General features: G+C 31.6%; 7 protein-coding genes. 2 read left to right on the top strand and 5 right to left on the bottom strand.

What is annotated here, in order from left to right; genetic code table 11:
• The 5 genes from N5D03_RS14340 to N5D03_RS14320 form a co-directional block, all read right to left on the bottom strand.
• A partial coding sequence (locus N5D03_RS14340) for an OsmC family protein (protein ID WP_280052049.1) occupies positions 1–316 on the bottom strand: 316 nt, incomplete at its 3' end.
• A gap of 96 nt (positions 317–412) precedes the next feature.
• Positions 413–1,138 carry a hypothetical protein gene (locus N5D03_RS14335; RefSeq protein WP_280052048.1) on the bottom strand — a complete coding sequence of 242 codons (726 nt, stop codon included), beginning with the start codon at positions 1,136–1,138 and terminating at the stop codon, positions 413–415.
• A complete protein-coding gene (locus N5D03_RS14330; protein WP_280052047.1) occupies positions 1,135–1,944 on the bottom strand; it encodes a DUF4097 family beta strand repeat-containing protein in 810 nt (269 codons plus the stop codon). Before N5D03_RS14330 ends, N5D03_RS14335 begins: the two co-directional genes overlap by 4 nt.
• 22 nt (positions 1,945–1,966) lie before the next feature.
• Entirely contained in the window at positions 1,967–2,794 is an 828-nt protein-coding gene (locus tag N5D03_RS14325; RefSeq protein WP_219034596.1) for a hypothetical protein, read from the bottom strand.
• Positions 2,787–3,350, bottom strand: coding sequence for an RNA polymerase sigma factor (locus N5D03_RS14320; protein ID WP_221855759.1), 564 nt, complete (start codon positions 3,348–3,350; stop codon positions 2,787–2,789). Before N5D03_RS14320 ends, N5D03_RS14325 begins: the two co-directional genes overlap by 8 nt.
• A 221-nt stretch (positions 3,351–3,571) precedes the next feature.
• Between N5D03_RS14320 and N5D03_RS14315 the strand changes: the two genes are divergently transcribed.
• Complete coding sequence (locus N5D03_RS14315) at positions 3,572–4,522, top strand: M20/M25/M40 family metallo-hydrolase (RefSeq protein WP_280052046.1); 951 nt, start codon at positions 3,572–3,574, stop codon at positions 4,520–4,522.
• A 59-nt stretch (positions 4,523–4,581) separates the two neighbouring features.
• Positions 4,582–6,777, top strand: coding sequence for a radical SAM protein (locus N5D03_RS14310; protein WP_280052045.1), 2,196 nt, complete (start codon positions 4,582–4,584; stop codon positions 6,775–6,777).
• Positions 6,778–6,811: the final 34 nt, after the last annotated feature.

The following is a 6,811-nucleotide window of genomic DNA, read 5'->3' as shown; positions in this document are numbered from 1 at the left end:
TTATAATTTTTCCACTTCCATCAGGATTCACTTGCAATGTGGCCTCCGAATGATCTTGGTAAGAAATTACTTCGATTTTATGTTGTGTACAACAATATAAATACGACATCATGTGACAAGAGGTCAAACTACTCAAAAGCAAATCTTCGGGATTGTATAAGTTTGGATCACCTTTGAAAGTTTTCGCAGCAGAAACTTCTAAATCAGGTTTTCCTTCAATCGAAATGTGATGACTTTTTGTATAAATTCTGGTTGAAGAATCTGTTTGAGGCTCTTTCTTAATCCAATTTAGGGCAACTTTAAATAAATGATTCAAGGCTTAATTTTTATCAAAAATAATCTTTTCTAAAAGAAAAACACAACTGAGAATCCTCAATTGTGTTTTCAAAAAATGTTATAATTTATCTACTATTTACTTTCTTAAATAGACATTTCCATATTTCGAAGAAAATTCTTGCAATGGCTGTTTACCTACGTTTGCTGCAATTACAGAATGAAAATTATCTGATTTTATAGTTTTGATTGCAAAATCTAGATTCGTGTACATCTTCCCAAAAAAAGTTTCCACTTTTATTTCTCCAATTTGTTTTGCATTCATTGTTGCATCTACACTTCCATATGTTGATTGTGCAATAATCGGTGCATCAAAATTGATAACTTCAATTGTTCCATACGTTGATTCGATAGTCGTTTTCATATGTTCAGGAACTTTGATTTCCAATGTAATATCCATTTGTACACCTGTAGAAACCGAAGAGGATTTAATGTCATTTGCATCAATATATTTTTGATAGTCCTCTTTGGTTTGAAATTGTTTTTTCTCACTACCAAAAGTCGCTGTCACCTGATGTGGAATATCTTCTAGTTTTACAACTTTACCTTCGATGGTTTTTCCTTGACTGTTTTTGCTTTCAGTTAACTTGAAATTCGAGTCATTTTTACCATTATTGATATTAACATTTCCAGAGATACTCACTTCGTTTTGTTTCCATGTTGTGATTTTAACGATTTGTGGATAATCAAATTTTAATGTTAATTCTTGACCTTTTTCAACTGAAAAATTCTTCTGAATTTTTGTTTGAGCGATTGATAAATTTGCCAATAAGACCACTGCTAAAGATAAAATTACTGTTCTCATAACGCTCTCAAATATATTTTACTATAATCTGATCTGAAAAGGAAACTTGTTCCTCCGCCATTTAATGTTCCTGTTGCTTGATTGTTAATTTTTATCATTTCAGATGATTTATCAACTGTTTCTAATTTTAACGATAATTCAGGTGCAATCAAAATATCACCAAACGAAGTTGTTAATTTTACATTTGCTTTAGATGATTTCGGAATTGAAGCATCCACGTGACCATAGATAGATACAAGCGACAAAGGACCTTTTACATTTTGACTAAATTTAGCATCGATAGAACCATAAATCGTGTTGATTGTTGCAGGTCCCGTTACATTTTCTAACACTACATTGTTGTAACTTGCAGTTGCTTCAACTTCGTTTTCGATATTTTTGAATGTAATGGTACTTCCAAATTGAGATTGATGATTAAATGAAATTGTTACACCTTTTGGAACTAAAATTTTGATATTTGGAGGTGTCATTTGTTGTAGTTGTTTTACCTCGATTATACCATTTTTTTCTACAACATTTATTCCTAAATCAGTGTTGTCCTCAAGTCCTAATGAGTTGATCGAGCGCAATCCTTTTGCTCTTTCGTCATTATCTCGCGATCTTGTTTTTGTAGAAAAAACAATTTCGTTTCCGTTGTAACCTTCTACTGTTACGCGTCCAAGATCAAGGTTCAATTTTCCTTTACTTACAGCTAATTTGTACGTTTTCGAATTATCTTCATTCGCACTTTTCGATTCATTTTGTGCAAAAGTGTACGTAGACATCATCATAAAAGATGCAGCTACCAAAAATATTTTTCTTATCATTTTTTGATTTTTTTGTTAATTATTATTTTCTAAAAAGAACCGCGTACGCTTCGTCTTTCACAAACGGTTTTGTTGTAGGATCCAACACCATTTCTTGTAATTTATTTGTTAATTTCAAATCGATTTGATCGTTATTGATATGCGCAATCATTCCTATTAATTCCATTTGTACCATCGGATCATCTTGTTTCATAAAAATGTCTGTTAACTCTTTTGAAACGTCCGATTTAGGTAATTTTGAAGCAAGCGCTTCGAGTGCATTTAGTCGCACAATTGTATTGTTGTCATTTAAAGCTAAGTGGTATAAACTCTCTTTCAAATTGTGATCAATACTTGGTAAATCAGTTATTTTTGCAATTGCATCAATACGATTACTTGTTGATTCTTGATCATTTAATGAACTTAAAATTTCATTTTTAAGTGCTTCATCTATACCAATTAGTTCTTCTTTTGGTTGAACAATTTTTTCAACTTTTTTCTCTTTCTGAATTGTTACAAACTGAATTTCTTTTTTATTTTGTTCAGTTTTAATTTCAGTTGGATGAACAATTTCTGGTTGAATTTCTTCTACTTTTTTAACCTGCTTTTCTTTTACAATTTCAATTGTTTTTGGTGAATTTACTTGATCATTTTTTAATAAAAAATATCCACCAACACTCAATAAAACAAGCGCAGAAGCAGCAATACTCCAATTTTGAATTCTCCATTTCTTAGGCTGTTCAATTACCAAAGTTTTTTCTTCCTGTTTAGGAATCTCAGCCTGAATTCTTTTCCATAATTCTGCAGAAGGTTCTTTGTTTTCAAAGGCTTCTCTGTTTTTTTCGATATGTTTTTTTAAAGAATCATTCATTGCAAACGGTTTGTTGTAAGGTTTCGTAAATTTTCTTTTTTGCACGATGATATTTACTTCTCACCGTGTTGTGGCTCAATCCCAAAAGTTGAGCAATGTCTTCTTGCGGCATGTCTTCGAACAGAAATAGATTCACAATTGTTCTTGTGTCCGTTGGTAATTCTTCAATTGCTTGTTGCAATTCTTCAATTTTACCATCCAACATTTGTTTTTCTTCCATGCTTTCTTCGCTGTCATCAATAATATTTGCTCCAGCAACATCAGAAAAATAAACTTTGTTTTTTCGTAAATGTGAAATTGATTTATTAATCGCAACTCTACTGAACCAAGCACCCAAATTTTCGATGTTTTTCAACTTTTGAATATCAGAGAAAAGTGAAATAAAAATTTCTTGTGTCAAATCTTCCGCATCAGAAACTTCTGTGACCAAACGATAAACAGAATTGTAAACTGATTTCGAATAGCGATGATAGAGCTGAGTATAGCCAGCCTCTACACCAGATTCGCACCAATCTAATAGTTGTTTATCATTTATTGAAAAATTTTCTTTCTCCAAAATTTTCAAGGTTTCATTGTTGTTTCTATTGTATAGACGCAGCAAGTTTTTGAATGTTGCATCAATTTTTAAAAAAGTTTTTGAAATTTAACAATTATTGAATTATTCACCCTAATTTTCAGTGATAATAAGCAAAATTAAATTTCTAAAATTATCCTATTCATCTATATTCTTGATTATTTTTCTATTTTTGTTAGACACATAGTTAGTCGAAATTGAATATGAAAAAAATAGTTATCATCTTATCTTTGGTTGTAGGAGCCAAGTCTTTTGCGCAAGAAATTGAAGTCAAAAATCTTAAAAAACACGTTTATTTTTTGGCTGATGACAAAATGAAAGGAAGAGGAACTGGAAGTGAAGAAAATTTGAAAGCTGCAAAATATATTGCAAAAGAATTCAAAAAATATAAACTTCAACCTTTAGGAGAAGATGGATATTTTCAAGGATTTGAGGCGAAGGTAAAAAAAGTAAAAGTTGTTGACAGTATTCGTTCTGCAAAAAATGTGATTGCTTTTTTAGATAATAAAGCGGAGAAAACGATTGTGATTGGTGCACATTACGACCATTTGGGAGAAGGAAAGCAAGGAAGTTCTTTGGCGAAAGATAGTTATGGAATGATTCACAATGGTGCTGATGATAACGCTTCTGGCGTTGCTGGTTTGTTAGAATTGGCAAGATTTTACAGTAAAAATAAAGTGACAGAACCTGTTAATTTTCTATTCATTGCTTTTGGTGCAGAGGAATTAGGTTTGGTAGGGTCACGTTATTTTGTGAAACATCCAACGTATGATTTATCGAAAGTGCATTGGATGTTAAACATGGATATGATTGGTCGTTTGAACAAAGAATCTGGCGTTTCAATTATAGGTTATGGAACTTCTCCAACTTTCGAAACAATTTTTAATGAAATTAATCCGACTGATTTTGTTAAATTTTATACAGGTTATGAAGGTAGAGGCGGTTCGGATCAAACTTCGTTTTATGAGAAAGATATTCCAGTTTTATTTTTCCATACAGGCGGTCACGACGATTATCATAAACCAACTGACGATGCAGATAAAGTAGATTATGAATCGTTGAAAGGAATTCTTAATCTCGAAAAAGCTGTGATTGAAGGAAGTTTCAAAATTGAGATGATGCCGTTTAGAAGCACTGATAAAACTGAAAAATAATTGATAAAAATCTAAAATTATTTTTTTTCAATCCGTATTTTTGCAACAAATTTCAACGATTGAAAACGGATCTTTTATTAATCACACCACCTTTTACGCAATTAAATACACCATATCCTGGAACAGTTTATTTAAAAGGATTTCTAAACACACTTTCATATTCAACTTTTCAAGCTGATTTAGGTTTAGATGTTATCTTACAATTATTTTCAAGAAAAGGTTTAATTGATTTATTTGAATTTATTCAAAATCAAGAGATTGAATTAGGTGATAATAGTAAAAGAATGGTGATGTTAAGCGACGAATATATCGCAACTATTGATCCTGTTATCCGATTTTTACAAGGAAAAAATTCGACCTTAGCTGATTCAATTATTCAAGATGGATATTTACCAGAAGCTTCTCGTTTTGCAGAAGTTGAAGATTTGGAATGGGCTTTTGGTTCGATGTCTTTTCAAGATAAAGCGAAGCATTTGGCAACGCTATATTTAGAAGATTTATCGGATTTAATCATTGAGGCTGTTGATGAAAATTTTGGTTTTTCTCGTTATGCTGAACGTTTAGGAAGATCGGCAAATTCTTTTGATGAATTGTATCAAGAATTACAGAAAGACCCAACTTATATTGATAAAATTACACTTTCGGAATTAGAGAAATTAATTCAGAAAACGAATCCAAAAATGATTGGTTTTTCGGTTCCTTTTCCAGGAAATTTATATTCGGCTTTCCGTTGTGCGCAATATATTAAAGCAAATTATCCTGAAATTGTTGTGGACATGGGTGGAGGTTTTCCAAATACAGAATTGCGCTCTTTAAGCGATTCACGAGTATTTGAGTTCTTCGATTTTATTACATTAGATGATGGTGAAGCACCAACTGAACAATTACTAAAATATATCAACAATGAAGTTGAAGTTTCTGAGTTAAAAAGAACTTTTGCTCTTCAAAATAATCAAGTTTCTTATATCAATAATCAAACTGTTCGCGATTATAAATTTAGCGAAGTGGGAACACCAGATTATACGGATATCAAATTAGATCAATATATTTCTGTCATCGAAGTAGTTAATCCAATGCATCGTTTGTGGAGTGATGGGCGTTGGAATAAGCTGACAATGGCGCATGGTTGTTATTGGGGGAAATGTACGTTTTGCGATATTTCGTTAGATTATATCAAAATTTATGAACCAATTGCTGCAAAACAAATTGTGGATAGAATGGAAGAGTTGATTGAAACAACTCAAAATACAGGTTTTCATTTTGTGGACGAAGCTGCTCCGCCAGCATTAATGCGAGAAGTTGCGTTAGAAATTCTTCGAAGAAAATTAATTGTAACATGGTGGACAAATATAAGATTCGAGAAAAGTTTTACATATAATTTGTGTCGATTATTGAAAGCTTCGGGCTGTATTGCGGTTTCTGGAGGTTTGGAAGTCGCTTCGGATCGATTGTTGAAATTGATTGATAAAGGTGTAACAGTGGAGCAAGTTGCGGTTGTAAATCGAAATTTTACCGAAGCTGGAATTATGGTACATGCATATTTGATGTATGGTTTTCCGACACAAACAAAGCAAGAAACGATTGATAGTTTGGAAATGGTGCGTCAAATGTTCGAATTAGGAATTCTTCAATCAGGATTTTGGCATCAATTTGCGATGACAGCACATAGTCCAGTTGGGTTGAATCCAGAGAAATATCAAGTAATTAATCATAGCACCGAATTAGGAACTTTTGCGAATAATGATATGATTCACGAAGAAAAATCAGGTTTAATTCATGATCAGTTCTCGTATGGATTAAAGAAATCATTGTTTAATTATATGCACGGAGTTGGTTTTGAATTATCACTGAATGAATGGTTTGATTTTAAAGTTCCGAGAACCTCAATTCAACCAAATTATATCGAAACAGTTTTGAATAATGAAACTTTTGTAACGTATAAACCAACGCAAAAAGTGGTTTGGTTAGGAGGTAAGCCACAAATAGAATTTGTAACGAAAACAAAAAAAGGAAAAACTTTTGAGAATGCTGTTTTACAATTTCATACCAAACAAGATTATCTTGAAATTGTTGTAGACAAAGAGATTGGTGAATGGTTGGTTGATTTTGTTCAATACTTGAAAGAAAGTCCAAAAGCAGTTTCTTATCAACAAATGAAACAAAGTTTTGAAGAAAAAATACAAACTGATTTTGAGATTTTTATTTATTCAAAACAAGCAGAAAAATTAAAAGAAACAGTTTTACTGATTGTATAAACATAAAAAAACCTTGAATTATTCAAGGTTTTTT

Source organism: Empedobacter sp. GD03861 (genome assembly GCF_029840885.1).
Classification (GTDB): Bacteria; Bacteroidota; Bacteroidia; order Flavobacteriales; family Weeksellaceae; genus Empedobacter; species Empedobacter falsenii_B.
This window is presented reverse-complemented; position numbering and strand designations above follow the sequence as displayed.